The organism is Bradyrhizobium sp. USDA 4011 (assembly GCF_054063415.1).
Genome location: NZ_JBSSGG010000001.1, coordinates 6,812,745 through 6,835,882, shown reverse-complemented (window position 1 = coordinate 6,835,882; position 23,138 = coordinate 6,812,745). Strand labels below are relative to the sequence as shown.

Below are 23,138 nucleotides of genomic sequence, written 5' to 3'. Positions count from 1 at the left end.
ACGACCGGCAGCACTGGATACGACGATGGCGGTCGCGCCAGCGGTAGCGCCGCGCTCCCGGCTGCACTCGCCCATGATCGGCGGGAAGAAGGGAGAAACACCATTCCCGCATTGACGCAATCAATGGCGACGAGTTGCTCCGCGACGATGATCCAACCATGAAGTCAAGAGACGCACGTGCTGGGCATGCTCAAGGCGCGAATGGCTGCTGGCTCGCATCGCCCCCATCCGGCGGGGATATCGCGATTGCGCATCCCCGAACGCCCCTCGAAGGTTGCAAACACTATACTGTACCAGCCCAGTCGGTTCGCCGGATGAAGCCTTCCTTTATGATCTTGATGAAGATATTCTTTTTGCGTTGGTGTGCCGGTACTTTGTGCCAGATTTTAGTCGCATATCCGTAAATTTTGCAGAAGTATCAATAATATGATGACCCCAACGGTCCCGGAAGTTCGCCGGCGTCTTGCGGCAATCCTTGCGGCGGACGTGGTCGGATATACGCGCCTGATGGAGGCGCACGAGGAAAGCACCCATACCCGGCTGATGCGATTGCGCTCGGAAGTCCTCGACCCGGGCGTTACGGCGCAAAACGGCAGGATCATCAAGAATACCGGCGACGGCTTCCTTGCAACTTTCGATACCGCGCGCGACGCGACGCGGTGTGCCCTCTCGCTGCAAGAAGCTCTTGCCGTGAATACAGCCGGGATGCCCGCCGACGAGCGCATCAGCTTTCGCATCGGGCTGAATGCCGCGGATATCATCGTTGAAAAGGATGACGTCTATGGCGAGGGCGTGAACATCGCGGCGCGCCTTCAGAGCTATGCGCAAGCGGGCGGCGTCGTGGTTTCGGGCGCCGTTGCGGAGCAGATCGGCCAGGACCTGGACGTCAGCGTGATTGATCTTGGCGACCTGCATCTTCGCAACATGGGTCGGCCTGTCCGCGTGTATGCGCTCCACCGACCCATGCAGCCCGCGAAGCTTGTTGGCGAAGCCCCGGTGGGCTCGGAACCTCGCCCCTCGATTGCCGTTCTGCCGTTCCGAATGAACCTGACCACCCCGGAAGAGGGGTATTTCGCTGACGGTGTCGTTGACGACATCATTCGCGGCCTTGCCGGGCTCAAGGAGCTTTTCGTCGTATCACGCGGGTCCAGCCTTGGCTTTAGCGGCCGCAATATTGACGTGCGCGAGATCGGGCGCCGGCTCGGGGTTCGCTATGTCCTCTATGGAGGGATTCAGAGAACGCTGACCTCGGTCCGTATCGTGACCGAGCTCAGCGACGCCGAGTCGGGTGAAGTCATTCGTTCGGATTTGCACGAAGGCGACCTTCGCGAACTCTTTGAGCTTCAGGATCGAATCGCCATCAATGTCGTCAGACAAATCGCGCCGCAGGTTCGCGAGCGTGAGCTGATGCGATCGATGCGCAAACATCCGCAGAACCTGACCGCCTACGATCTCGTGTTGCAGGCGCTCGATTTGCTGTACCGGATGGACTACGATTCTTTTTCCAAGGCGCGGGGCCTGCTCGAGCAAGCCATTTCATACGACCCTAATTTTGCGTTGGCCTATTCCTACGTCGCGCTGTGGTATGTATTCCGCATCGGGGAAATGGGATCGCCGGATCCCGAGGGCGATATCGTCGCCGGTGCGCGATATGCCAAGGAGGCCATCGAACGAGGCGGTGACGATGCATTCGCGTTGGCGGTGTATGGTCACGTCCAGTCATTTTTGCTGCATGACTTTCAAAGCGCACGGATTGCGCTCGACCGCGCAATTGCCGCCGGCCCGAGTTCAGCCATGGCCTGGACCATGGCGAGCGCGACATCCGGCTTTCTTGGTGATGGCCCTGCCGCCGTCCGCCAGGGTGAGCAGGGCGTCCGGCTCTCGCCGCTCGACGCGCGTTCGTTCTGGCACGAGGGATTGTTCGCCCAGGCTCACTACGTGAACGGCGACTATGAGCAGGCCTTGGAGTGGGTGCGTGGCGCACTGAACCGTAACGGACTTATTCGCTTCAATCATCGCCTGCTCATCGTCACGCTCGGTGCCTTGGGCCGTCGTGAAGAAGCAGCGGAGGCGGCACGCCGCTACCTGGAAATTCAACCCGGATTCCGGATTTCGTCCTACGCACCACGCTGCCCGTTTCGTGGCGAGGCGTTGGAGACCTGGCTCGGCCACCTGCGATCGGCGGGGCTTCCTGATTGACTGGTATTGCTGACGACAACTGCCGAACAAGGGAGAGACGTCAATGACAGGCAACACGGGTAACACGGGCAATACCGGAAATACCGGAAACACCGGCAACACCGGAAACACCGGCAACGTCGGAGGGGGTGGCTGGTTTATTTCGGACCGCGTCGACTTGCCGTTCGTCACGCGGCTCGATCCCTCCGGCACAAATGAGCTTGGCAGCCTGCGGCGGACGCCGCCGGCGAATTTCGGTAGCCGACAATGGTCGGCTGACTGGTATGCATGGCGTGTCTTGCATCAGTTCATTGCCAATGTCCCCGGCTGGGCGGCAACCATCGATGCTGACGCCACCCTCACGCAGATTCGGACCGACCTGGTCGCCAACTATTCCGCGCAGATAGACAATCTTGTGCTCGCCGCGCGCGACGAACGGCCGGATGCGATGGGCCTGATCCTCTCGCAGGACGTTGAATTTTTCACGGATTTCCTGGCGGTGCTGACCGCGAGGCCCGGCTCGCATCCGCAAACCTGGCGTCTGTTGAATATCGCGAGTTTGCTTGGGTCCTTTGCGGCATTGTATTTCAAGGACAGATACGATTTGCCTCGGCCGTCGCAGATTTGCCCCGCATTGCTGCCGCCGATCCAGGTCCCCGGTCACTCATCCTGGCCAAGCGGACATTCTACCCAGGCGCATTTCATGAAGAACTGCATGCTCAGGGTGTTCGCCGCGACGCCGATGTCCGCGGCTGACCAGGCCGTATGGAAATCCGACCTGTCGATCCTGGCGGATTCGATCGCCCGAAACCGCGAGATTGCCGGCGTGCATTATCCGAAAGATTCGGAAGGCGGCGCCAGAATCGCCGATCTGCTGGACACCGTCATTCTGACGCCAACCATCGTGCCGATGTTTGACAGCGCCATCACGGCTGCCGCAGGCGAATGGCAATGAGCATCCGGGACGGGCGGAGCCCCACATACGACATCGAAGGCCTGAAGAAGGTCATCAAGAATTCGACGACCAGCGTTCTTCCTCCCACCGGATTTCGCACCTTGGTCGCGTCGCAGGACGAGTTGAAGGCGCTCGGTTTTCCAAGACGCCCGGACCCGGCGCTTCAGCCGGCCGAGTATGGATTCTGGCAGAAGATGTTTAGTCCGACGGTGGCCTTCGAGGCCTTCGATTTTCAAGTGCTCTCCCCTGTCACCGCGGGCCTCCGCCGATCTTTCGACCAATCGCCGCGGCGGGAAAGCAGCCTCAACTGGTCCGGTGCCTACATCACGCCGAGGGATGGAACCGTATTCTCGTCGGTCTGGGGGAAGTTTCAGGTGCCGACGCCAACCCAGCCGGCGAGTGGTGGGGCCAGCGAGACATATCACAGTTCGACGTGGATCGGCTTCGATGGACAACGTCGGTACTACCGATCGACGCTGCCGCAAATCGGCACCGCGCAAAACATCGACCCTGCCACGGGTGCGGGCAGCCCGACGACGTCGTTCTTCGCGTGGTGGCAGTGGTGGGTAAGGGGCGACCCGGCCCAAGCGCATCCCATCACGCTCGCGTCGCCGAAGATTCATGCCGGCGATCTGATCATGTGCCTCATGCAGGTAGCGCCGGATCGCACCGGGGTGTCGTTCGTGATCACGAACCTCACGACCAGTCGCTCCGTGCAGTTCTTTCAAACCGCGCCTCTGACGCAGCTGGGGCAACCCTTCAAGATTCCCGGCGCAACGGCGGAATGGGTGATGGAGAGGTCGGCCCTCCCGGGAAATCCCACCCCGCTGCAGCTCCCGGACTACGGCACGGTGGTTTTCCACGACTGCGGCGCGTCCGCAATCAACATGAATAGCGGAGCGACGGTGGAGCGCAATCTCTCCGGCGCGAAGCTCATCGACATGTACGTCGTGAAGGAGAACCCGGAAAGGACCGAGAAGCCCTCCATTGCGAAGCCAATCGATTCGACGGAGTTCCTTACCTATTTCCGCTAGCTAGGGCGTCAGGACCACACGACTTCACCGTCCGCTTCGCGTGCTCTCGTCAGCACCACGCTCGGCGTCCACCGCATCTCGACCCACGTTCGTGACGACCCGCGAAGCGCCCCTCGATCGGGTGAGACGGGCCGCGACGCCGCTATTTCGACCGCGCCACCGTGGTGCCGTCCCAATCCTCATCGGTGGGATTGGCGAGCTGATGCCTGCATCGCGCGATCATCTGCGCTGACGCCGCATCCGTGCCGCGGAGTTGCAAGGACCTCTCGAACGCCGCGATCGCCGCGGTGAAATCGCCGGCGCACCAGGCCGCAAGCCCGGCCTCGTAGGGCGCGATCCAGTCGCGCGCGATCGCGCCCTCGTCGGCCATGGCGATCAATTCGTAAATTTCGAGCCCGCCGGCGCGGCCGTAGACGGCGAGCCGGTCGAGCTCGCGGACGACGATGCGGTCACCGGCGAGACGCCGCGTCTCCGGACCGATGATGATGGTCGATCCATAGACCTTGTTGGTGCCCTCGAGACGGCTCGCGATGTTCACGGCATCGCCGATCACGGTGTAGTTGAGCCGCACTTCGGAGCCAATATTGCCGACCAGCATATCGCCGGAATTGATGCCGATCCGGATCCTGACCGCCTCTCCCTTGTCGTCGGCGAGGCCGGCCTGCGCGACCGCGCGCTGGCAGGCGAGCGCCGCCCGGCAGCAATCCGCGGCATGATCCGGATTGGCCGCCGGCGCGCCCCAGAACGCCATCACGGCGTCCCCGATGAACTTGTCGATGGTGCCGTTCTCCTGCTGGATCGCTGCGGAGACGATGTCGAAGTAATGCGACAGCAGCGGAATGATGCGGTCACCCAGCCGTTCCGACATGCCGGTGAATCCGGCGAGGTCGACGAACATCACGCTCATCGGCCGCACCGCGCCGCCGAGCCGCGCACCATTGCCGTCGCTGACCAGCCGCCGCACCAGATCGGCGGGAATGTATTTGCGGAACGCGGCGAGCCCCTGCGCCATGTCGCCGATCGCACCCGACAGGTTTTCGATCTCGGCAAGGCGCGACGGATGCCGCTCGACCTTGTCGAGGTCGAAGCGTTCGACATGCCTGATCTCGCCGACCACCTTGATCAGGGGCGCCGCGATCAGGCGCTGCGCCAGCCACGCCGACAACAGCCCGGCGGCCGCGATCAGCGCCGCAAGCCCGATCAGCAAATTACGGATCGTCATCCGCACCGGGCCGAGGAATTCGGATTCCGGCACCACCGTCACCAGCGACCAGCCCGGGAACGAGATCGGCGTCAGCACCGCCTGATAGGCCTGCCCGTCCCGCGTGACCTGGGAGCGGTACGCCTCGCCCTCGCCGGGATCGTAGGCCTTGCCGGCCTGCCTGACCGCGGCGACCGCAACCGGCAGCAGCGGGTGGTCGGTCTTCTGCGCATTCAGCTCGTCGGCGTCAGCATCGGGAGACGCGATCACGCCGCCGTCGCGGTCGAGCAGGAAGGCGCCCGCGGACTTGCCGACCGTGAGCTGCGAAAGGAAGTTCGACACCCGGGTCAATTCGATGATGATGGCGAGCACGCCGGTGCGCTGGCCGTCGACGTCGATCGGCACCGCCAGCATCGCGGCCAGCCGTTCGCCGCGGGGCAGCGTCGTCAGCGTCGACCATTGCTGGTCGCGGGCCGCGATCGCATCGCGAAACCAGGGCTGCTCCGTGACCAGATATTTGCCGTCCTCGACAGTGCTGCCCCTCGGCTTGATGTCGATGCCGGCATAGTCGTATTGATCGGCCCGCAGCTTGCGGTCGGGCGAGATGGTCAGCATCTCGACGCCGGCGTCGCCGAGCTTGTGGGCGCCAAAAAACGAACCGTCCGGCCAGCCGAACGCAACCCACGAGATGGTCGGTTGCGACTGCAACTGCGACAGGAACACGAACTGCCGCTTGCGCGCGTCGCGGGCGTCCAGCACCTTCTCGGTCAACAGCGTCCGCACCGCCGTCATCGACGAGCGCGCTTCGGTCGTGATCGACTGCAATTCGTCGCCGACCGCGGACACGATCTGGTCGTTGATGGTGTCGGCCAGCGTCCGGCTCACCCGTTGTGCGGTGCGCCACCACAACAGATGCACGCCGACGGCGCTGACCACGATCGAGGTCAGGACGAGGGCGGAGATGGCACTGCGGATGCCGATGCGCATCGATGAGGTCCCGATCAGCGGTTGCTTTACCGCATTACGGAACATATTCGCGATTGTTTCGCCAGCCCGGGACGCAACGCAGCACCCGGACACGGGCCTGTGACCATAGTTGAAGGCGCCGACGACGAAACTTCTGGATTGTTGGCTGCGTACACGCCAAGAGAGGACAGCTACCCTCGAAGGTTCCTTGATGCACGACGTCACGATCCCGGCCGCCTTGATCGCCGGCCTAGTCAGCTTCCTGTCGCCCTGCGTGCTGCCGCTGGTGCCGCCCTATCTGATCTACCTGACCGGTGCGACCATCGAGCAGGTCAACCAGGACGGCGCCACCGCAGCCTCCAAGCGCGCGGTGATGATCTCGGCGGTCATGTTCGTGCTCGGCTTCTCGACCGTGTTCGTGGCGCTCGGCGCCAGCGCATCGATCGTCGGCGGGCTGGTCCGCGCCTGGTCGGCCGAGCTCTCGATCCTGGCCGGCATCGTCATCATCATCATGGGCCTGCACTTCCTCGGCATCACCCGGATCGGCCTGTTGATGCGCGAGGGGCGGCTGACCGCGCCCAAGCCGGTCGGGCTGTGGGGTGCCTATGTCATGGGCCTGGCGTTCGCCTTCGGCTGGACGCCCTGCATCGGGCCGATCCTGGCCGCGATCCTCTCGATTGCGGCCGCGGAGGCCACGGTGACCAAGGGCGCCGGCCTGCTCGCGGTGTATTCCGCCGGGCTCGGCATCCCCTTCCTGGTCGCCGCCTTTCTGGTCGAGCAGTTCTCCTCACTGTTCGCGCGGATGAAGGGCCACCTCGACACCGTCGAGCGCGTGATGGGCGTGCTGATGGTGATCACCGGCATCGGCTTCCTGACCGGCGCGGTGTCCGGCGTCAGCGTCTGGCTACTGGAAACCTTCCCGGCGCTGCAAAATATCGGCTAGGGGCGTAACAAGCCCGCCATGTCAGGCGAAACTCCCACCATGACGCAGCCGTAGCTTTGGCTCGTGCGGGTTGACGCGCGTTCGCACCGAACGCCGGCGCAGGCTGCGTGGCGGAATATTGGGAGGGTTTCGCATGAATTTCATCGTCAACCTGCTGGTTCTGCTGCCGGCGCGGATCGCCTCGCATTTTTCCTGGGCCGGGCCGCTGATCATGCGGATCATCGTCGGCTATACCTTCATGCTGGCCGGCTGGGGCAAGCTCACCAACCTCGCCCAGGTCACCGAGAACTTCGTCGGCTGGGGCATTCCGTTCCCGACCATCCTCACCCCCTTCGTGTCCGGCGTCGAATGCTTCGGCGGCGCGATGCTGATCCTCGGCCTGTTCACCCGCATCCCCGCCGCGATGCTCGCGGTGGTGATGATCGTCGCGATCAAGTCGGCGAAATGGGGCGACGTCGACTCGCTGGAGACGCTGCTCGGGTTCGAGGAGGCGACCTACTTCGCCGCCTTCATGTGGCTTGCGATCGCAGGTCCCGGCGCCGCCTCGCTGGACCGCCTGCTGGTCAACACGGCCGAGGGCCGGAAGGCGCCGACCTGAGCGTAACCCGGGAAGCCGGCTCACAATCCCGTGAGCGTGCGAGCCCCGATCCCGGCGGCCCCGTAGCTCAAACGACCCTCGCCCCCGGGAGCGCGCCATGAGACTTGTCCGCAGCATCGCAGTTCTCATGGCGTTGAGCGCGCAGCCCTCGCTTGCGGCGGACGCCCCGGCATGGACCGGCTGGAGCCACGATTTGTTCGCGCTCCACGACCGTGCAGCGGTTCGTCATCCTCGATCTCGAAGCGGTGTGGTGCCACTGGTGCCACGTGATGGAGAAGACGACCTACGCCGACCCCAAGGTGCAGGAACTGCTCGCGGCGAAATATCTTCCCGGTGCGCGTCGACCAGGACGCCAATCCGGATCTCTCGAGCCGCTACGGCGACTGGGGCTGGCCTGCGACCATCGTGTTCGCGCCCGACGGCAGCGAGATCGCCAAGATCAGGGGTTACATCGAGCCGGAGCGGATGCAGGCGCTGCTCAAGGCCATCATCGACGATCCCTCGCCCGGCCCGTCCGTCGGTGAGGCGTTCGAGGTCAAGCCCGCCACATCGGCCTTTCTCAGCAAGGCGCAACGCACCGAGCTGACCAGGACATTCGACGAATCCTACGACGACAAGCTCGGCGGCTGGGGCGAGAACCAGAAATATATCGATGCCGACAGCCTCGACCTTGCGATCAGCCGGGCCGAAGCCGGCGACACGACGGCCACAAGGCGCGCGAGGCAGACGCTCGATGCCGCGACCGCGCTGATCGATCCGGTGTGGGGCGGCGTGTTCCAATATTCCGAGGCCGGCTCCTGGAGCCATCCGCATTTCGAGAAGATCATCTCGTTCCAGTCGCAATATCTGCGGCAATACAGCCAGGCCTACGCGCAGTGGAAGGAGGCGAAATATCTCGCGGCCGCGCGCAACGTCGAGCGTTACCTGACGGATTTCCTGCTGGGTCCCGACGGCGCCTTCTATGTCAGCCAGGACGCTGATCTCGATCATGACGTCGACGGCCACGCCTATTACGCGCTTGATGATGCCGCGCGCCGCAAGCTGGGCCTGGCTCGCATCGACAAGAACCTCTATGCCCGCGAGAATGGCTGGGCGATCTCGGGCCTCGTGGCCTATTATGACGCGAGCGCCGATCCCAAGGCGCTCGAGATCGCCGAGCGCGCCGCGAAATGGGTGCTCGCCAATCGCGCGCTGCCGGACGGCGGTTTCCGCCATGGCGACAGGGATCGCGGCGGCCCCTTCCTCGGCGACACCGTCGCAATGGGGCAGGCTCTGCTCGATCTCTACGCCGCGACCGGCAATCGCGACTGGCTGACATCGGCGGTGAGAGCCGGCGACTTCGCCGCGACGTTCCGCCATGAGGCCGGCGGCTTCCTCACCTCGAAAACGCCGGAAGGAGAAGCCGGCGTGTTCGCCAGGCCGGCCAAGCTGATCGACGACCAGATCCAGGTCGCACGCTTCATGAACATGCTCAATCGCTATACCGGCACCGACGGCACCCGCGAACAGGCCGCGCACGCGATGCGCTATCTCGGTGCTGCATCGGCGGAGATGCCGCGGCCGATGCCCGGCGTGCTGCTCGCCGATGAGGAACTCGCCACCGAGCCGACGCATGTCACCATCGTCGGACACAAGGACGACACGCGCGCGCAACGCCTGCATGCGATCGCCCGCGCCCTGCCCGCCCGCTACAAGCGGCTCGAATGGCTCGACCTCCGCGAGGGCAGATCGCCCAACCCGGACGTCGACTATCCCGACCTCGGCGAGCCCGCGGCCTTTGCCTGCAGCAACCGCATCTGTTCGTTCCCGGCGTTCAGCGCCGCGGAATTGCAGGCCAACGTGGCCCAGATGGCGAAGCTGAAGCCGGCGCGCGCCGCGCAGAACTGATTAAAATGCACACAGTGCAGTGCAGCAAACCGATCGACCTGGCGCAATGAAATACTCTTTGGCCCACGGTGTTTGACATGGACCGGGCGTCAGACCCGGACCAAACAAAATTTTCTTTTGAAACGCTGTAACCAAATCGCTTGATACCCCGTAGCTGATCTTGGACGAGCACTCAAATCGCGGGAAGCACCGCGCCGCGGACGCCCCTGCGATCTGATTGTTCTCCGAATGTCCATCTGTTGTGCGGTCCGGGATCGAACGATCGCCGGATGCTCACGGCGCCATGTTTTTTTGTTTCAAGCAATCACCGAGGAGATCGTCATGAAGATGAGTTCGAAGTCCGGCGCAACGCTCGCCGTCGCTGCGGCGACCCTGTTCCTCGCCGGCTCCGTGGTTTCGACCACCTCGACGCCTGCGAATGCCGCCATGGGCAAGTGCATGGCCGGCAATGCCTGCAAGGGCCAGAGCGCATGCAAGGGCGGCGCCAATTCCTGCAAGGGCCTGAATGCCTGCAAGGGCACCGGCTTCTCGCTGAGCTCCGAAAAGCAGTGCAACGCGATGGGCGGCAAGTTCGTCAAGAGCTGATCGCAATCGTCCCACGAGGGCTCGGCGATGGCGCCGGGCCTTTTCGCGCCACGGCGCGGATAAATCATCCCAGCATGGGTAACTAAAGCGGTGCATATCCGTAGCTATCCCTGGGTGCAGCCTTCGGCCAATTCACACGGTTTGCAGGCGCACCTTCAACCATCTTGCACAAGGAGACGCTCATGAAGCTTACAACCAAGTCCGGTGCCACACTCGCCGCCGCTGCAGCCACGCTTTTCCTGGCCGGAGCCGTGGTGTCGACGCAGTCCTACGCTGCGAGCGAAGGCAAATGCGTTGGCGCCAATGCCTGCAAGGGCCAGAGCGCCTGCAAGGGCGGCAATCACGCCTGCAAAGGTCAGAATGCCTGCAAGGGCCAGGGCTTTGCGGAGATGACGAAGGCCGACTGCACCGCGGCGAAGGGCAAGTTCAAGGCCGGGTGAACGGATCGGACCAAGCGGGGCCCGGTGTAGGCCGGGCCTCGTTTCCATGATAGTTTTGAAGTTGGGCGCCGCGATCCTGGCGCCAGAAGCGCGGAGCCGCCATGAACGTTGCGAGCCGATCACCGGACAAGTCGGTGCTCGCAGAGCGCCCGCTGCAATCAGCCAAGCCGCCGTTCCTCGGCTTCGGCCTCGGCCTGCGCGCCCAGCACTACGACGAGATCCTGAACGGAAGTCCGCCGATCGACTGGTTCGAGGTGATCAGCGAGAACTACATGCTGCCGGGCGGCCAGCCGCTGCGCATCCTCGACCGGATCTGCGCGCGCTATCCCGTGGTGATGCACGGCGTCTCGCTGTCGATCGCCTCCACCGCGCCGCCGAACTTCGACTATCTGCAGGGCCTGAAGGACCTCGCAACGCGCGTGCAGCCGAAATGGGTGTCGGACCATCTGTGCTGGACTGGCGTGCACGGCAAGAACCTGCACGATCTGCTGCCGATCCCCTACACGCAGGAGGCGCTCGATCACGTCGTGAGCCGCGTGCAACTGGTGCAGGATTTCCTCGGCCGCGCCATCGTGCTCGAGAATGTCTCGACCTATGTGCAGTTCAGCAATTCCGAGATGACGGAGTGGGAATTCCTCTCCGAGCTGTCGCGCCGCTCCGGCTGCTGGCTGCTGTTCGACATCAACAATGTCTATGTCAGCGCCTTCAACCACGGCTACGATCCGATGGCCTTCCTCAACGGCATTCCCGCCGATCGCGTGGTGCAATTCCACATGGCGGGCCACAGCCATATGGGCACGCACATCATCGATACGCACGACCATCCGGTGTGCGAGGATGTCTGGGACCTCTATGTTGCGGCCTTGAAGCGGTTCGGACGCATCTCGACCATGATCGAGCGCGACGACAACATCCCGCCGCTCGACGAATTGCTGCGCGAGGTCGACCGCACCCGCGAGATCGCCGAGCAGGTGCTGCCCGTGGGCGCGCCGGCGGCATGAGCGACTTCGCGCGCCAGCAGAGCGAGTTTCAGCACGCCATCCTCAGCGGCGATGACGGCATCCTGACTGAAATCCTCGACAGCCCCAAGGAGACGCGCGAGACGCTGTTCGGCGTCTACCGCTATGCTTACGGATCGCGTCTGGTCGAGGCGATGCGCAACGACCACGAACTGCTGCACCGTTATCTCGGCGACGAGATGTTCGACGAGATGGGCCATGCCTACGTCAGGGCACGGCCGTCCGAGCATCCGAACCTGCGCTGGTTCTCGCAGGGATTGCCGGATTTCCTGAAGGCCACCGCGCCCTACAGCAACCATCCCGTGCTCGCCGACCTCGCCGCACTGGAGAAGGCATTGAACGACGCCTTCGACGCGAGTGAAGGCGCCGTGCTGGTGCTGGAGGCGATGGCCGGTTTCGCGCCCGAGGTCTGGAACGATCTGGTGTTCCAGCCGCATCCGAGCGCTGCGAGGGTCGACCTGTCGACCAATGCCGCAGCGGTCTGGATGGCACTGAAGAACGACGAGACGCCGCCCGAGGCAGAGACGCTCGCCGAACCCGCCCACCTGCTGATCTGGCGTCAGGACACAACCCCGATGTTCCGCGAGCTACCGACGGAGGAAGCGATGATGTGGGACGAAGCTTCCGATGGCGTTCCGTTCGGCGTGCTCTGCGAGATGCTCGCAACCTATGACGATCCCGACAACGCCGCAGCGCGCGGCGCGGGCTATCTGCATGGCTGGATCACGGCCGGACTTCTGATGGCGGCTTCCATCCGCAAATAGAGGGCCCGCGGCATGGGCGCCGACATCGTCAGCCATTTCATCGAACGCCTCACCTGGGACGAGGTCGCGCGGCGAATTGCGGCTGAGCGGCCGGCGATCCTGCCGATCGGCGCCGCCGCCAAGCAACACGGCTTCCATTTGCCGCTCAACACCGACCGCCTGCAGGCCGAATGGTTTGCAGCGCATCTCGCCGAACGCTTCGACGCGCTGATCTGGCCGACCGTCACCTACGGTCACTACCCCGCTTTCGTCGCATATGCCGGCAGCGCCAGCCTGTCGGCAGCAACGTTCGAAGCCATGGTGCATGAGATCGCCGCCGGCATCCTCGACGGCGGCATCGGCATATTGTTCGTGCTCAACACGGGAATCAGCACACTGGCTCCGGTCGAGCGCGCGCTGGCGGGCTTCGAGCCGGCCCGGGTGAGGCATCTGCGACTCTACCAGGGCCCGCGCTTCCGCCGCACCGCCGAGCAGATCTCCGAGCAACGCCATGGCAGCCATGCCGACGAGCTCGAGACATCCCTGATGCTGGCGCTGGCTCCGGACGTGGTCGACCCGGAACGCGCCGAAGCGAGCCCCATCCTGCGGCACGAGGTGCCCGGCTGCTTGACGCCGTCGGACAGCACTTCGCCGAACTACAGCCGCTCCGGCAGTTACGGCGATCCGACGCTCGCGACATCAGCCAAGGGCGAGGCGCTGCTCGCGGCGATTCTCGACGATCTCGGCGATCAGGTGACTGCGGCCCTTGGCGAGAACGCCATGCCACAGCGGCGCGGCACACCGCGATGAAGAGCATCCCGACATATCGCGTGATCGCGGGCGCGATGCTGGTCGCGGCAATCCTCATCGGCATCGCATCGTGCCACGTCCGGGCGCAGTCCGAGTTCATGCGTGGCGAGGGCATGCCTTACGACGCCTTCGACCGGCTGCCCAAGACCGATCTCGACGTCGCCGGCGCCACCATCCATGTCGGGTTCGCACCCGGCGAGATGGCGCTGCCGAAGGACAAGATATTCGACTGGATCAAGGCGTCCGCCCGCGCGGTCTCGATCTATTACGGCCGGTTTCCGGTCAGCTCGTTGCGGCTCTTGATCGTGCCGGTCGGTGGTTCGCGCGTGCGCGGCGGCACCACCTGGGGCTATCGCGGCGCCGCGATCCGCCTGCCGATCGGCCGCGACGCGGGCGTCGACGATCTCAAGCGCGACTGGGTGATCGTACACGAGATGGTGCACACCGCCCTGCCCGACCTCGACGACCGCTACGCCTGGCTGTCGGAGGGGCTCGCGGTTTATGTCGAGCCGATCGCGCGGGTGCAGGCCGGCGATCTCACGGCGCGGGAGATCTGGCTGGCGATGCTGCGCGACATGCCCAAGGGCCTGCCGCAGGCCGGCGATGAGGGCCTCGACAATACCGACACCTGGGGCCGGAAATACTGGGGCGGCGCGATGTTCTGCCTGTTCGCCGATGTCGAGATCCGCAAGCGCACCGGCAACAAATTCGGCTTGCAGAATGCCATGCGCGGCGTGCTCGCCGCCGGCGGCAACCACGAAAAGGACTGGCCGATCGCACGCGTGCTCTCGACCGCCGACAAGGCCGTCGGCGTCGACGTCCTGACGCGGCTGCACAGCGAATGGGGATCGAAGCCCGTGACGCCCGATCTCGCCGCGCTGTGGCGCGATCTCGGCGTCAGGCTGCAGGGTGAGAGCGTCGAATTCGACGATAGCGCGCCGCTGGCCGATATCCGCAAGGCAATCACCGAGGCGCGCGCGAGATAGCGACCCGCTGCGCGGCTGCGCACAGCCCTACGCCGCTGGATTTTGCCGGCGCGATGTCGGACTATCGGCGAATCGCCGCAATTCCCATGGGAGACCGATGGCCGACGTTCATCAGACAGGCGCCAGCTGGCCGATCTTCCGTTCGCTCAGCGCGTTCCGGCCAGGCGACTTGCCGGGCGATCTGATCGCCGGGCTGACGCTCGCCGCGATCGCGATCCCGGAGCAGATGGCGACCGCGCGGCTCGGCGGCTTCTCGCCGCAGATCGGTTTCTTTGCCTTCATGGCCGGCTCGCTCGGCTTTGCGATGTTCGGCGCCAACCGCTTCCTGTCGTGCGGCGCCGATTCCACGATCACGCCGATCTTCGCGGCCGGCCTGGCGCTGATGGCGACCGCTGGGACACCCGACTATCAGTCGCTGGCGATGGCACTGGCGCTGATGGTCGGCGCGATCATGATCGCCGGCGGACTGTTCAAGCTCGGCTGGATCGCCAATCTGCTGTCGACGCCGGTGACGGTCGGCTTCCTCGCCGGCATTTCCGTCCACATCCTGGTCTCGCAACTGCCCGGCGTGCTCGGCCTGACCACGCCGGACGGGCCGACGCTCTACAAGCTCGGGGTCCTCGGCGAAAAGATCGGCCAGACCAATGCCTACACGCTGGCGATCGGTCTCGGCGTGCTGGCGCTGGTCGCCGGATCGGAGATGATCAGCGCGCGAATTCCCGGCGCACTGATCGGCCTTGTCGTGGCCACCGTCGCGGTGATCGCCGGCCATCTCGAAAGCGAGGGCGTCAAGGTGGTCGGCACCGTGTCCGGGTCGCTGCCAACGGCGACGTTTCCGGACATCGCGCCGGAGCGATGGGCGAAGCTGGCATCACTGGCGATCCTGATCGCCATCGTCGTCATGGTGCAGACCGCGGCGACGACACGCTCGTTTCTATCGGATCCGGACAAGCCGGCCGACGTCGATCGCGACTTCGTCGGCGCCGGCGCCGGCAGCCTGCTCGCCGGCCTGTTCGGCGCCTTCCCCGTCAACGCCAGCCCGCCGCGGACCGGCATCGTGTCGGAGACCGGCGGCCGTACGCAGCTCGCCGGGCTGTTTGCCGCCGCCATCGTGCTCGCGCTGCTGGCGTTCGGTGCGACGCTGCTGCAGCACGTGCCCGATGCCGCGCTCGGCGGCGTCCTGCTGTTCGTGGCGCTGCGCATCATCCGCGTGAAGCAGATCGTCGTGATCTTCCGCCAGTCGTTCTACGAATTCCTGCTGGTGGTGGCGACGGCGGCCGCGATCATCGTGCTGCCGATCGAGCAAGGCGTCGCCGTCGGCATCGGGCTGTCGCTGCTGCACGGCATCTGGACCACGACCCGCGGCCAGCTGGTCGAATTCGTCCATGTGCCCGGCACCACGATCTGGTGGCCGACGGGGCCGCACGTCACCGGCGAGCGCATGCCCGGCATTGCCGTGGTCGGCCTGCAGGCGCCGTTGTCGTTCCTTAACGCGGAAGGATTCCAAAGCGGCGTGCTCAAGGCCATCGGCAGAGCGGCACCCAAGCCGAAACTGCTGGTGATCGAGGCCAGCGGCATGGTCGAGATCGACTTCACGGCGGCACAGACGCTGCGCGACCTGTTTCGCGAGTGCCGCGATGACGGCGTGACCGTGGCGGTGGCGCGGCTCGAATCCACCCGCGCGCAGGCGGCGTTCGAGCGCTTCGATCTCTACGGCGTGCTGCAGAGGGACCACGTCTTCCACAGCGTCGATGAAGCGGTCCGTAAGCTGGGCGGACAGAGCTAGGGATTGGCTTGATTGCCGCCGCCGCGAAAGCGCTGTGCTCCCTCTCCCGCTTGCGGGGGGCCGGGGTGGGGTGTCTCCGCACGACCGCCTCGGCGCAGCCGGCGGCATCGCGGCAGATCGCACGGATCCTCTGCGCAGCCTCGATGTCGCCGAGCGGCTGCGCCACGGGATTGTCCCGGATATCCTTCCGCTTGGCCTTGCTGAACCACGACATCGCGACGTCCTGCGGCCGGAATATCCGATCGGTTAAACCGCAGGAACGATCTTGCCGGGATTGAAGATATTCTGCGGATCGAGCGCCTGCTTCAGCGCCCGCATCGCGTCGAGCGCCTCCACCCCGAGCTCGGCCTGCAGATATTTCTGCTTGCCCTGGCCAATGCCGTGCTCGCCGGTGCAGGTGCCGCCCATGGCCTGCGCCCGTTCGACGAGCCGATGCATGAACTCCTCGCCGCGCGCCATCTCGTCCTTGTCGTTGACGTCGCAGACCAGCGAGCAGTGGAAATTGCCGTCGCCGACATGGCCGACGATCGGCGACAGCAGATTGAGCCGCTTCAGATCGTCCTCGGTCTCGGTGACGCAGTCGGCAAGCCGCGAGATCGGCACGCAGACGTCGGTTGCGACGACGCCGATGCTGTCGCCGGGGCGCAGCGCCTTGACGGACCAGTAGGCGTCATGCCGGGCCTGCCACAGTTTGGTGCGGTCCTCCGGCTTGGTGGTCCAGCTGAAGTCACCGCCCCCGCACTCGGCGGCGATGTCGCGGAAATTCTTCGACTGCTCGGCGACCTCGACCTCGCTGCCGTGGAATTCCAGTAGCAGCAGCGGCGTCTCCGGCAGCGACAGTTTTGAATAATTGTTGCAGGCCTTCACCTGCGCGGCATTGAGCAGCTCGATCCGCGCGACCGGAATGCCGGTCTGGATCGCGAGGATCGTGGCCTGGCAGGCGCCCCGCACCGTCTCGAACGAACAGGCGGCGGCCGCGATCGTGTCGGGAATGCCGCGCAGGCGGATGGTGAGCTCGGAGATGATGCCGAGCGTACCCTCGGCGCCGATGAACAGATGGGTCAGGTCGTAACCGGCCGACGACTTCTTGGCCCGCGTGCCGGTGGTGATGATCTCGCCGTCGCCGCGCACCACCTTCAGCGCCAGCACGTTCTCGCGCATGGTGCCGTAGCGCACCGCGTTGGTGCCGGAGGCGCGGGTCGAGGTCATGCCGCCGAGCGAGGCATCGGCGCCGGGATCGATCGGGAAGAACAGGCCCTGGTCGCGCAGATGCTCGTTCAGCGCCTTGCGGGTCACACCGGGCTGGATCACGCAGTCGAGGTCCTCGGCATGCACCTCGAGCACCTTGTTCATGTCGCGCAGGTCGATGCAGACACCGCCCGCCGGCGCGTTGACCTGCCCCTCCAGCGAGGTTCCGGTGCCGAAGGCGATAACGGGCACGCGATTGGCGGCGCAAATCCGCACCACGTCCTGGATGTCGGCGGTTTCCTGCGCCATCACCACAGCATCGGGCGGCTGGTTCGGCAGCCAGGTGGTGGTATGGGCGTGCTGTTCGCGCACGGCCTGCGACGTGACGAGCCGGTTGCCGAACCGCGCCGCCAGCGCGTCGATCGTGCGCTTCAGGGCTTGCGGCTCAGGTCGCGTCAGATTGCTCGAAATCGTTGTCGCCACGTCAAATTTCCTCCCGGCTTTAGCCGACCGTGGCAAAGCTTGTATAAGGGGTCAAGAGAGCCTGACTTGAAAAAGTGGACGCCGGAGTCACAGAAAAGCTCATGCTCGCACGCCAACGAAACCGGGATCGATCATGACTTTGCCGACTGCCGCCAACGAGATGCCGCTTCCGCCCTCCCCGTTCAAATCCTCGGTGATGCAGATCGAGCCGCAATGGATCGACTATAACGGCCATCTCAACATGGCCTATTACAATGTGATGTTCGACCGCGCCATCGACGAGATGTGGCTGCAGCTCGGCATCGGGCCGGCCTATATGAAGGAGCGGCACTGCTCGACCTTCACGGCCGAGTGCCATGTCCGGTACTTGCAGGAAATCCATCTCGGCGATCCCGTGCAGGTTTCGGTCTTCCTGCTCGGCGCCGACGAAAAGCGGCTGCATACGTTCGAGGAGCTGCGCCACGCCACCGAGGGTTGGCTGTCCGCGACGTCGGAAAACCTCACGCTGCACATCGACATGGAAGCGCGCAAGGTGGCGCCGTTTCCACCTGACATCCGCACCCGCATTCAGAAGATCGTGGATAGCTATGCGGGCGTGCCGCGTCCCGTGGGCATCGGCCGGAACGTGGCGATGCCCACGAAGAAATAGCGAGCCCTTCGCTAGACCCAGCCTTTCGCTACACTCTCGTGCGGCCGCGCGCCAATCCGACCACCGCCGACACGAGGAACAGGATGATGGCGATGAAGAAGACCGCCTTGGCGATTTCGATCGAGGCGCCGGCGATGCCGCCAAAGCCCAAAACGCCCGCGATCAGGGCGATGACCAAGAATGTGACGACCCAGCTTAACATGATCAAACCTCTCGCTTCGTGTCCTTGTTCGATTCCTTGTTCGATTCCTGGCGCGGGCGTTGCCCAGCGCCGCATCTGTTGAAACAATCCTGCGGGGAAACGCTGGTTCCAGACCGCGAAACCGCGAAATTTTCGTCGATTTCAGGAACCAGACCGATCGTGCGCTGCTGCCAAAACCGTTCCAGTCGGCCGCGATAAAACCTGTCAAAACGGCCGATCAGGCCCTATATGGCCTTCAATCCCTGTTAAGAAGGCTCCCCTTCACCGTCCCACGGTGCCATCGTGGGACTGAGACGATTCGCCAATGACCGAGCCGAGCAAATTGCCCCATCACGGCGTTCCCGAGCACCAGCCGGTGGCTGGCGGCATCGCCGCGCGTGCGCGGGCAGCGGCGGGCGTTCCGCAATATCTCAACGGCCTCAATCCGGAGCAGCGCGAGGCGGTCGAGACGCTCGACGGCCCCGTGCTGGTGCTTGCCGGCGCTGGCACCGGCAAGACGCGCGTGCTGACCACGCGCATCGCGCATATCCTGAGCCAGGGCCGCGCGCGTCCACAAGAGATCCTGTCGGTGACCTTCACCAACAAGGCAGCGCGCGAGATGAAGCTGCGGCTCGGCCAGATGCTCGGCCAGGCGGTCGAGGGCATGCCGTGGCTCGGCACCTTCCACTCGATCGGCGGCCGCATCCTGCGCATCCATGCCGAGCTGGTGCAGCTCAAATCCAACTTCACGGTGCTCGACGTCGACGACCAGGTGCGGCTGCTGAAGCAGTTGCTGCAGGCCGAGAACATCGACGACAAGCGCTGGCCGGCGCGGATGCTGGCCGGCCTGATCGACAGCTGGAAGAATCGCGGGCTGTCGCCGTCGCAGGTGCCGGCGGGCGAGGCCGCCTCGTTCGGCAACGGCAAGGGCGGCAAGATCTACGCGACCTATCAGGAGCGGCTGAAGATCCTCAACGCGGCTGATTTCGGCGACCTCCTGCTCGAGAACATCAGGCTGTTCCGCGAAAATCCGGACGTGCTGCGGCAGTACCAGAACCGCTTCAAGTTCATCCTGGTGGACGAATATCAGGACACCAACGTCGCGCAGTATCTGTGGCTGCGGCTGCTGTCGCAGGCGACGTCGCGGCCGGGCGCACCGCTCTCGGCGGTGATTCCGGGCGATCTTACCTCGCCCCGCTTGCGGGGAGAGGTCGACGCACTCGGCAGCGCAATTGCGCGCCAGAGTGCGTCGGGTGAGGGGGAGTCTCCGCAGACGGTGCTCGCGGAAACAGCCCCTCACCCCGACCCTCTCCCCGTGAAGGACGGGGAGAGGGAGAAGACTGCTCCTGCGCCACTGAAAAACATCTGCTGCGTTGGCGACGACGACCAGTCGATCTATGGCTGGCGCGGCGCCGAGGTCGACAACATCCTGCGCTTCGAGCACGACTTCCCCGGCGCCAAGGTGATCCGCCTCGAGCGCAACTACCGCTCCACCGGCCACATCCTGGCCGCGGCCTCGCATCTGATCGCGCACAATGAAGGCCGGCTCGGCAAGACGCTGCGCACCGAGGATGTCGACGGCGAGAAGGTCACCGTCACCGGTTCGTGGGATTCGGAGGAGGAAGCGCGCGCGATCGGCGAGGAGCTTGAGGAGTTGCAGCGCGCGGGCGAAAACCTCAACGACGTCGCCATCCTGGTCCGCGCCTCGTTCCAGATGCGCGAGTTCGAAGACCGCTTCGTCACGCTCGGCCTGCCCTACCGCGTGATCGGCGGCCCCAGATTCTATGAGCGCGCCGAAATCCGCGATGCGCTGGCGTACTTGCGCACCATCAACTCACCGGCCGACGATCTCGCCTTCGAGCGCATCGTCAACGTGCCGAAACGAGGGCTCGGCGATGCCACCGTGCAGCTGCTGCACGACCATGCCCGCAAGCGCCGCATTCCGCTGTTCGAGGCGGCGCGCGCCGTGGTCGAGACCGACGAGCTGAAGCCGAAGGCACGCGGGTCGCTGCGCGATCTCGTGATGCAGTTCGACCGCTGGCGCGCCCAGCGCGAGGTCACCTCGCATACCGAGCTCGCCGAGATCGTGCTCGACGAGAGCGGCTATACCGAGATGTGGCAGAAGGACCGCTCGGCCGACGCCGCCGGCCGGCTCGACAACCTCAAGGAGCTGGTGCGTTCGATGGAGGAATTCGAGAACCTGCAAGGGTTTCTCGAACATATCTCGCTGGTGATGGACCGCGACGGCGAGGCCGGCGACGAAGCCGTGTCGCTGATGACGCTGCATTCGGCCAAGGGCCTGGAGTTCGACAACGTGTTCCTGCCGGGCTGGGAGGAAGGCCTGTTCCCGAGCCAGCGCACGCTCGACGAACAGGGCCGCGCGGGGCTCGAGGAGGAGCGCCGCCTCGCGCATGTCGGGCTGACCCGCGCCCGCCGCCGCGCCAAGATCTATTTCGCGACCAACCGCCGCATCCATGGCACCTGGTCGACCACGATCCCGTCGCGCTTCCTCGACGAGCTGCCGGCGCACAATGTCGAGATCACCGAATCCAAGGGCGGATCGGGCTGGGGCGGCAGCGGCGGCTATGGCGCCTCGCGCTTCGACAACCTCGAATCATTCGGCTCGAGCTATTCGACCCCGGGCTGGCAGCGCGCCCAGGCCAACCGCAATCGCGGCGGCGGGGGACGCGGCAGCGGCGGCTTCGAGGAGCGGCAATCCTCGTTTTCATCCGATAACTTCAATCGCACCAAGCGCGGCCCCATGGTGATCGAGGGCGAGCTGGTGGCGAAATCCACCGGCACGGTGTCGGAATTTTCGCTGGATGACCGGGTGTTTCACCAGAAATTCGGTTACGGCCATGTGGTGAAAGTCGACGGCAACAAGCTGACCATCGCCTTCGAAAAGGCCGGCGAGAAGAAGGTAGTCGACAGCTTTGTGGAGCGGGCGTGAGATAGCGGCCTTCCTCCGGCCGCTTTCCCTGTTCGTAGCCCTTGACCATCGCTGATTTCACGGGTTGAGATGGCCCCATGGTCCGGGGTGGGTTTTTCCTTTTTGTCATTGCGCTCACCGCGCCGTCGCTGGCGGTCGCGGAGACGATCAGCTTTGGCGATTCCGCAGCGCAGCTCGCCAGGGCCTGCGGCGCCGACATCACCGCCAATTGCCGCGGCGTCAATCTCGACTCCAACCGCCTCAAGGAGTGCCTGTCGCGCAATCGCGATGTGATCTCGCCGCAGTGCAAGGAGAGCTATTTCTCCACTCTCGACGCGATCCAGAAGCGGATCGCGGCGCGCGTGACGGTTGCCAACGCATGCACCCGCGAGATCGTCAAGGTCTGCGGCGGCTCGACCAAGGAGACCAGCAAATCGGTGCCCTGCCTCGTCGGCGCCAAGGGCCTCAGCCGCAATTGCGCCCAGGCGATCAATGACGCGGGGTATCAATGATGCGCCTGAAGACGCGAGGCTTGCGCGAACTTGACCTCTTGGCCGTGGTCGGCACGCTGGTCTTGCTGGCGATGCCGCTCGCCCCTGCACAGGCGCAGACCGCCGCCATCACGCGCGACGACGTCATCGCCAAGCTGAATCATTACGAGACGGACGCAACGATCGACGTCCCCGCATTGCGCCAGCAGGTGCTCGAACGATCGCGGTCACGATCGAAGAACGAGCCGCCGCCGCAAAAGCGCCCGCCGATCGCTCCCGACCTGACCAACCTGCCGACATTCAACGCCGACATCCAGTTCGACGTCGACACGCCGATCGTGCTGCCGGACTCCTACCAGTCCGTCGGGCGGATCGCCGATGCGCTGACGCACTCTTCGCTGCTGCCGTACACGTTCCTGATCGTCGGTCACATCGAATCGACCGGACGGCGCGAGAACAACGCGCTGCTGAGCCAGCGGCGCGCCGACGCGATCCGCGACATCCTGGTCAACACCTTCAAGATCACGGCGAAGCGCCTGCAGTCGGTCGGGCTCGGCGAAGAGCAATTGCTCGACCCCTCCCGCCCCAATGCGCCGGTCAACAACCAGGTGCAGATCATGCTGGTCGCCAAGGTCGCAGATATCGCGCCGCCCGCGCACCTCGCCCCGGCGGCGGCCGCCAAGAAGCCGGCGAAACCGGCGAAGCGGCACTGATTGGATTGAATAGCGGGGCGTCGGAACTGCGTCCCCTCCCGCCCGTATGCGATGGCCCCGGAGCGAGGGGCGCCTCCACGATTTCGGAATACTAGAAGATTACCGCTGATTTGCCCGAAGCGTCAAATTGCAAATGTCCGCCGGCAGCCGCCGGCTCCTTTGCATGGGGTTGTTTTCGATATTTTGGCGGTGCACGCCTAAGGCGGCAGGCTATCGGCCTCGTTCGATAGGCCGGCCACGGTGGACACGTCAGTTGCAGAAGCCGCAAGCGCCTTATGCGATGGTCCTGCCCGCAGGCGGGAACGGTGCACGCCGCAGAATAAATTTCTCCCTCGCCGACCGATTGCAGAACGGACCGTGCGTCCCTATCTGG

The 23,138-nt window shown here is 64.8% G+C and carries 20 protein-coding genes and 1 pseudogene; 18 read left to right on the top strand and 3 right to left on the bottom strand.

What is annotated here, in order from left to right:
* Nucleotides 1-426: 426 nt before the first annotated feature.
* The 3 genes from ACVW1C_RS32175 to ACVW1C_RS32165 are packed head-to-tail and all read left to right on the top strand — an operon-like array spanning nt 427 to nt 4,167.
* The gene (locus ACVW1C_RS32175; RefSeq protein WP_456761702.1) at nt 427-2,199 is read left to right on the top strand and encodes an adenylate/guanylate cyclase domain-containing protein; all 1,773 of its coding nucleotides are present in this window, start codon (nt 427-429) and stop codon (nt 2,197-2,199) included.
* Between the two features lie 43 nt (nt 2,200-2,242).
* The gene (locus ACVW1C_RS32170) at nt 2,243-3,133 is read left to right on the top strand and encodes a phosphatase PAP2 family protein (protein ID WP_456761701.1); all 891 of its coding nucleotides are present in this window, start codon (nt 2,243-2,245) and stop codon (nt 3,131-3,133) included.
* Nucleotides 3,130-4,167, top strand: a complete 1,038-nt coding sequence (locus ACVW1C_RS32165) for a G1 family glutamic endopeptidase (RefSeq protein ID WP_456761700.1) — start codon at nt 3,130-3,132, stop codon at nt 4,165-4,167. The genes ACVW1C_RS32170 and ACVW1C_RS32165 overlap by 4 nt, the downstream gene beginning before the upstream one ends.
* Before the next feature lie 142 nt (nt 4,168-4,309).
* Here the strand turns inward: ACVW1C_RS32165 and ACVW1C_RS32160 are convergent, their stop codons facing one another.
* Nucleotides 4,310-6,355: an adenylate/guanylate cyclase domain-containing protein gene (locus ACVW1C_RS32160; RefSeq protein WP_456761699.1), complete on the bottom strand. Its 2,046-nt coding sequence runs from the start codon at nt 6,353-6,355 to the stop codon at nt 4,310-4,312.
* A 190-nt stretch (nt 6,356-6,545) separates the two neighbouring features.
* Here ACVW1C_RS32160 and ACVW1C_RS32155 point away from each other — a divergent pair, with 190 nt between their 5' ends.
* The 11 genes and pseudogenes from ACVW1C_RS32155 (at nt 6,546) to ACVW1C_RS32105 (ending at nt 16,131) form a co-directional block, all read left to right on the top strand.
* Nucleotides 6,546-7,277 (top strand): cytochrome c biogenesis CcdA family protein, encoded by a 732-nt coding sequence (locus ACVW1C_RS32155; protein WP_456761698.1) that lies wholly within the window; start codon nt 6,546-6,548, stop codon nt 7,275-7,277.
* A 133-nt stretch (nt 7,278-7,410) separates the two neighbouring features.
* On the top strand, nt 7,411-7,875 hold the full coding sequence (locus tag ACVW1C_RS32150; RefSeq protein WP_456761697.1) for a DoxX family protein: 465 nt from the start codon (nt 7,411-7,413) through the stop codon (nt 7,873-7,875).
* A 212-nt stretch (nt 7,876-8,087) separates the two neighbouring features.
* Nucleotides 8,088-8,192: pseudogene (locus tag ACVW1C_RS32145) on the top strand (DUF255 domain-containing protein); the annotation flags it as partial.
* Nucleotides 8,193-8,208: 16 nt separating this feature from the next.
* On the top strand, nt 8,209-9,762 hold the full coding sequence (locus tag ACVW1C_RS32140) for a beta-L-arabinofuranosidase domain-containing protein (RefSeq protein WP_456761696.1): 1,554 nt from the start codon (nt 8,209-8,211) through the stop codon (nt 9,760-9,762).
* A 321-nt stretch (nt 9,763-10,083) separates the two neighbouring features.
* A complete protein-coding gene (bufA2, locus tag ACVW1C_RS32135; protein ID WP_456761695.1) occupies nt 10,084-10,347 on the top strand; it encodes a BufA2 family periplasmic bufferin-type metallophore in 264 nt (87 codons plus the stop codon).
* Nucleotides 10,348-10,529: 182 nt separating this feature from the next.
* Nucleotides 10,530-10,787, top strand: coding sequence for a BufA2 family periplasmic bufferin-type metallophore (bufA2, locus tag ACVW1C_RS32130; RefSeq protein ID WP_021077200.1), 258 nt, complete (start codon nt 10,530-10,532; stop codon nt 10,785-10,787).
* A gap of 101 nt (nt 10,788-10,888) precedes the next feature.
* Entirely contained in the window at nt 10,889-11,788 is a 900-nt protein-coding gene (gene bufB, locus ACVW1C_RS32125) for an MNIO family bufferin maturase (RefSeq protein ID WP_456761694.1), read from the top strand.
* The gene (locus tag ACVW1C_RS32120) at nt 11,785-12,570 is read left to right on the top strand and encodes an HvfC/BufC family peptide modification chaperone (protein ID WP_456761693.1); all 786 of its coding nucleotides are present in this window, start codon (nt 11,785-11,787) and stop codon (nt 12,568-12,570) included. The genes bufB and ACVW1C_RS32120 overlap by 4 nt, the downstream gene beginning before the upstream one ends.
* A gap of 12 nt (nt 12,571-12,582) precedes the next feature.
* Nucleotides 12,583-13,359, top strand: coding sequence for a creatininase family protein (locus ACVW1C_RS32115; protein WP_456761692.1), 777 nt, complete (start codon nt 12,583-12,585; stop codon nt 13,357-13,359).
* Nucleotides 13,356-14,345: a hypothetical protein gene (locus ACVW1C_RS32110; RefSeq protein ID WP_456761691.1), complete on the top strand. Its 990-nt coding sequence runs from the start codon at nt 13,356-13,358 to the stop codon at nt 14,343-14,345. The genes ACVW1C_RS32115 and ACVW1C_RS32110 overlap by 4 nt, the downstream gene beginning before the upstream one ends.
* 97 nt (nt 14,346-14,442) lie before the next feature.
* A complete protein-coding gene (locus tag ACVW1C_RS32105; protein WP_456761690.1) occupies nt 14,443-16,131 on the top strand; it encodes a SulP family inorganic anion transporter in 1,689 nt (562 codons plus the stop codon).
* Between the two features lie 246 nt (nt 16,132-16,377).
* Here the strand turns inward: ACVW1C_RS32105 and ACVW1C_RS32100 are convergent, their stop codons facing one another.
* Entirely contained in the window at nt 16,378-17,802 is a 1,425-nt protein-coding gene (locus ACVW1C_RS32100) for an FAD-binding oxidoreductase (RefSeq protein ID WP_456761689.1), read from the bottom strand.
* Between the two features lie 160 nt (nt 17,803-17,962).
* On the opposite strand from ACVW1C_RS32100, the gene ACVW1C_RS32095 reads away from it, so the two are divergent.
* The gene (locus tag ACVW1C_RS32095) at nt 17,963-18,451 is read left to right on the top strand and encodes a thioesterase family protein (protein ID WP_456763231.1); all 489 of its coding nucleotides are present in this window, start codon (nt 17,963-17,965) and stop codon (nt 18,449-18,451) included.
* Between the two features lie 28 nt (nt 18,452-18,479).
* Here ACVW1C_RS32095 and ACVW1C_RS32090 read toward each other — a convergent pair whose 3' ends face one another.
* Nucleotides 18,480-18,653 (bottom strand): DUF1328 domain-containing protein, encoded by a 174-nt coding sequence (locus tag ACVW1C_RS32090; RefSeq protein ID WP_456763230.1) that lies wholly within the window; start codon nt 18,651-18,653, stop codon nt 18,480-18,482.
* A gap of 304 nt (nt 18,654-18,957) precedes the next feature.
* On the opposite strand from ACVW1C_RS32090, the gene ACVW1C_RS32085 reads away from it, so the two are divergent.
* The 3 genes from ACVW1C_RS32085 to ACVW1C_RS32075 all read left to right on the top strand — a co-directional run bounded on the left by ACVW1C_RS32085 (nt 18,958) and on the right by ACVW1C_RS32075 (nt 22,765).
* On the top strand, nt 18,958-21,582 hold the full coding sequence (locus tag ACVW1C_RS32085) for an ATP-dependent helicase (RefSeq protein ID WP_456761688.1): 2,625 nt from the start codon (nt 18,958-18,960) through the stop codon (nt 21,580-21,582).
* 77 nt (nt 21,583-21,659) lie between these two features.
* A complete protein-coding gene (locus ACVW1C_RS32080; RefSeq protein WP_456761687.1) occupies nt 21,660-22,073 on the top strand; it encodes a hypothetical protein in 414 nt (137 codons plus the stop codon).
* The gene (locus ACVW1C_RS32075; protein ID WP_456761686.1) at nt 22,070-22,765 is read left to right on the top strand and encodes an OmpA family protein; all 696 of its coding nucleotides are present in this window, start codon (nt 22,070-22,072) and stop codon (nt 22,763-22,765) included. The genes ACVW1C_RS32080 and ACVW1C_RS32075 overlap by 4 nt, the downstream gene beginning before the upstream one ends.
* Nucleotides 22,766-23,138 lie beyond the last annotated feature (373 nt).

Coding starts and splice junctions, on each gene's coding strand:
- ACVW1C_RS32175 (WP_456761702.1), top strand. CDS start 427: ATGATGACCCCAACGGTCCCGGAAGTTCGCCGGCGTCTTGCGGCAATC.
- ACVW1C_RS32170 (WP_456761701.1), top strand. CDS start 2,243: ATGACAGGCAACACGGGTAACACGGGCAATACCGGAAATACCGGAAAC.
- ACVW1C_RS32165 (WP_456761700.1), top strand. CDS start 3,130: ATGAGCATCCGGGACGGGCGGAGCCCCACATACGACATCGAAGGCCTG.
- ACVW1C_RS32160 (WP_456761699.1), bottom strand. CDS start 6,355: ATGCGCATCGGCATCCGCAGTGCCATCTCCGCCCTCGTCCTGACCTCG.
- ACVW1C_RS32155 (WP_456761698.1), top strand. CDS start 6,546: ATGCACGACGTCACGATCCCGGCCGCCTTGATCGCCGGCCTAGTCAGC.
- ACVW1C_RS32150 (WP_456761697.1), top strand. CDS start 7,411: ATGAATTTCATCGTCAACCTGCTGGTTCTGCTGCCGGCGCGGATCGCC.
- bufA2 (WP_456761695.1), top strand. CDS start 10,084: ATGAAGATGAGTTCGAAGTCCGGCGCAACGCTCGCCGTCGCTGCGGCG.
- bufA2 (WP_021077200.1), top strand. CDS start 10,530: ATGAAGCTTACAACCAAGTCCGGTGCCACACTCGCCGCCGCTGCAGCC.
- bufB (WP_456761694.1), top strand. CDS start 10,889: ATGAACGTTGCGAGCCGATCACCGGACAAGTCGGTGCTCGCAGAGCGC.
- ACVW1C_RS32120 (WP_456761693.1), top strand. CDS start 11,785: ATGAGCGACTTCGCGCGCCAGCAGAGCGAGTTTCAGCACGCCATCCTC.
- ACVW1C_RS32115 (WP_456761692.1), top strand. CDS start 12,583: ATGGGCGCCGACATCGTCAGCCATTTCATCGAACGCCTCACCTGGGAC.
- ACVW1C_RS32110 (WP_456761691.1), top strand. CDS start 13,356: ATGAAGAGCATCCCGACATATCGCGTGATCGCGGGCGCGATGCTGGTC.
- ACVW1C_RS32105 (WP_456761690.1), top strand. CDS start 14,443: ATGGCCGACGTTCATCAGACAGGCGCCAGCTGGCCGATCTTCCGTTCG.
- ACVW1C_RS32095 (WP_456763231.1), top strand. CDS start 17,963: ATGCCGCTTCCGCCCTCCCCGTTCAAATCCTCGGTGATGCAGATCGAG.
- ACVW1C_RS32090 (WP_456763230.1), bottom strand. CDS start 18,653: ATGTTAAGCTGGGTCGTCACATTCTTGGTCATCGCCCTGATCGCGGGC.
- ACVW1C_RS32085 (WP_456761688.1), top strand. CDS start 18,958: ATGACCGAGCCGAGCAAATTGCCCCATCACGGCGTTCCCGAGCACCAG.
- ACVW1C_RS32080 (WP_456761687.1), top strand. CDS start 21,660: ATGGTCCGGGGTGGGTTTTTCCTTTTTGTCATTGCGCTCACCGCGCCG.
- ACVW1C_RS32075 (WP_456761686.1), top strand. CDS start 22,070: ATGATGCGCCTGAAGACGCGAGGCTTGCGCGAACTTGACCTCTTGGCC.